A 2258-nucleotide genomic window follows, 5' to 3' on the forward strand; every position below is an offset into this window, starting at 1 on the left:
GGCGTGAAGCCCGCCGCGCCCGTAGGCCGAACGGCGGCTGACCGACCAGCAGACCTCATCCAACCACCCGCAACGACGAAAGGGGCATCAGCTCGCTTAACGCACGCTGAGGGCGGATGGTGCGCAAATCCTCAGCCACCTTGCCCAGGTCGCGACGCGCGAACTGGTTGACCGCCACGGCATCGGGGGCGGCGGCGAGCGCCACCGTCTCGGCCGCCTCGGCGTCCCCCGCCGCAGCGTGCGCCCGTGCCAGGCAGGCGCCGAACCATGCGCGGTCTCGCCGGTAGGACTGGGGCAGTCTCGTCAGGCCAAGATCGAGGAACGCGACGGCGCGGGCGGCGCCGCCAAGCGTCAGCTCGGCCATTCCACGCTGCATGTCGAACCATCCGTCGTCGTAGAAGTACATCCACGGCGGCTCGTCCTCGGGACGCCGCGCGGCGGCCCGGATCAGTTCCTCGGCTTCCTCCAGAAGACGTCGTGAGGGCTCGGCAGCAGCCAGATTTCAGGCTCCACAACCGCCCCCGCCGCTCGGCACGCATGGTCTCGGGCATCGTCTCGGTCGCCTGGTTGTGGGACAGCGGCCATCTGCCGGTCTGGTGGCGGCGCGGTGTCGCGGTCTGGCGAGCGCGCAGGTGGCGCCGGGCCGCCCGCCGGTGCTGACGCAGAGGTGCGGCTCGGTGGACGCTCAGGCATCGCGCCACACGGCCGGTCGCCGCCATGGTGTCGGCATGTCGTCGGTGAGAGCACGTAGGCTCCCTGAAGCATGAAGGTGTTGATTTCGGTCGACATGGAAGGTGTCTCGGGGATCGTGCATCCCAGTGAGACGAATCCGGATCGATACGACTACGAACGCGGCCGGGCCTTGATGACGGCCGAGGCGAACGCTGTGATCGCGGGCGTCCTGGACGCCGAGCCCACCGCCACGGTCTGGGTCGCCGACGCGCACGGGCCGTTCCGCAACATCCTGCCGGAGTCGCTGGACCGGCGGGCCCACCTGGTGCGAGGCAAGCCACGTCCCCTGGGCATGCTCGGCGGCCTCGACGAGCACACCGACGCCGTTCTGCTGGTCGGCTACCACGCCCGCGCCGGCGGCGGCCCCGCCGTGCTGGCGCACACCATGAGCGACAGCATCCTCGACGTCCGTGTCGCCGGGCGCTCCATGGGTGAGATCGGCCTCAACACCGCCATGGCCGGCCACCTGGGCGTACCGGTCGTCCTGCTCAGCGGCGACGACACCGCCTGCGCCGAACTTCGCGACCTGGTCCCCTCGGCCACCACCGTCGAGGTCAAACAAGCCCTCGGCCAGGCCACCGCCGTCACCCTCCACCCCGAGGAAGCCCGAGACCGACTCCACCAGGCGTCCGCCGAGGCCGTCAAGCGGCGCACCCAGGTCCCGCCTCTGATCATCACCGGACCCGTCGACGTCCAAGTCGATCTTTACAGCCCGGTCACGGTCGATCTGGCCACTCTCGTGCCGGGAGTATCACGAGCCGAAGGTGCCCGCACGGTCGCCTTCACCGCCGCCGACATCGCCGAGGCGTACCGCCTCGTCCTGCTCCTCGTACAGCTCGCCACCATCAAGCCCGGTTGAACCGCCCCGCCGGCAAGTCTTCCCGTTCCGACAGATCGCCCTTCCCGAGGCACCGATTCCGGCGATCGACAGGCGACGACGCCGGGACGGCTCTTGTATCCCCTCGTCCTCGGATCGCGCTGGCCACCGCGCCGGAGCCCTCACGAAACGACAGGTAACGAGCACGATCGGCCCTGGGCTCCGGGGCGAAGCCCACGCGGCGTGTTTCGCGGTGGAGCCTGTCGCGCCGGTGGGGCCTGTCGCGCGGTGGGTAGTCGCGCGGGGTTGGGTGGGTGGTGACGATGGAGTGGGGAAACTCAAATGGGTGGGCAACGACCACAGCAGCCGAAGTGGGGGTTGCGGGGGTCGAAGGGGGCGGAGCCCCCTGGGAGAACACAGCCCGACCCGGAAGGCGCCCCAGGCGCCTGGAGGCGAGGACCAAGGGGTGGACGCCGCAGGCGACCTCTCCGCGTTGCCGGTTGGCGGCCGTGACGAGGCGCCGGGTTCGCCGTACCACGTCCCGCCGACGCGGCGCCGGGAGAGGACGACCGTACAGGTGAGGGAGGAGGGCGGCGTCCCGCATGCCCGCACCGGGGCGACGCGGCACATGTCCACGCGCCGGGGCGGCTGATGCCGCCCCGGCAGGGGATGCCGCCCCGGCGGGGATGCCGCCCCGGCAGGGGGTACG

2 protein-coding genes are annotated in these 2258 nt (G+C 71.3%); one reads left to right on the forward strand and one right to left on the reverse strand.

The features are described 5' to 3' along the window. Positions 1-55: 55 nt before the first annotated feature. Positions 56-406, reverse strand: a complete 351-nt coding sequence (locus tag ABGB17_RS18370) for a hypothetical protein (RefSeq protein ID WP_347631020.1) — start codon at positions 404-406, stop codon at positions 56-58. A 357-nt stretch (positions 407-763) separates the two neighbouring features. On the opposite strand from ABGB17_RS18370, the gene ABGB17_RS18375 reads away from it, so the two are divergent. Continuing rightward, positions 764-1591 (forward strand): M55 family metallopeptidase, encoded by an 828-nt coding sequence (locus ABGB17_RS18375; RefSeq protein ID WP_347631022.1) that lies wholly within the window; start codon positions 764-766, stop codon positions 1589-1591. Positions 1592-2258 lie beyond the last annotated feature (667 nt).

Origin of the sequence: Sphaerisporangium sp. B11E5 (genome assembly GCF_039871875.1) — a bacterium.
Classification (GTDB): domain Bacteria; phylum Actinomycetota; class Actinomycetes; order Streptosporangiales; family Streptosporangiaceae; genus Sphaerisporangium.

What these genes read in the sequence shown, in the direction of transcription:
- ABGB17_RS18370 (WP_347631020.1), bottom strand. Translation starts at nt 406, where the DNA reads ATGTACTTCTACGACGACGGATGGTTCGACATGCAGCGTGGAATGGCC.
- ABGB17_RS18375 (WP_347631022.1), top strand. Translation starts at nt 764, where the DNA reads ATGAAGGTGTTGATTTCGGTCGACATGGAAGGTGTCTCGGGGATCGTG.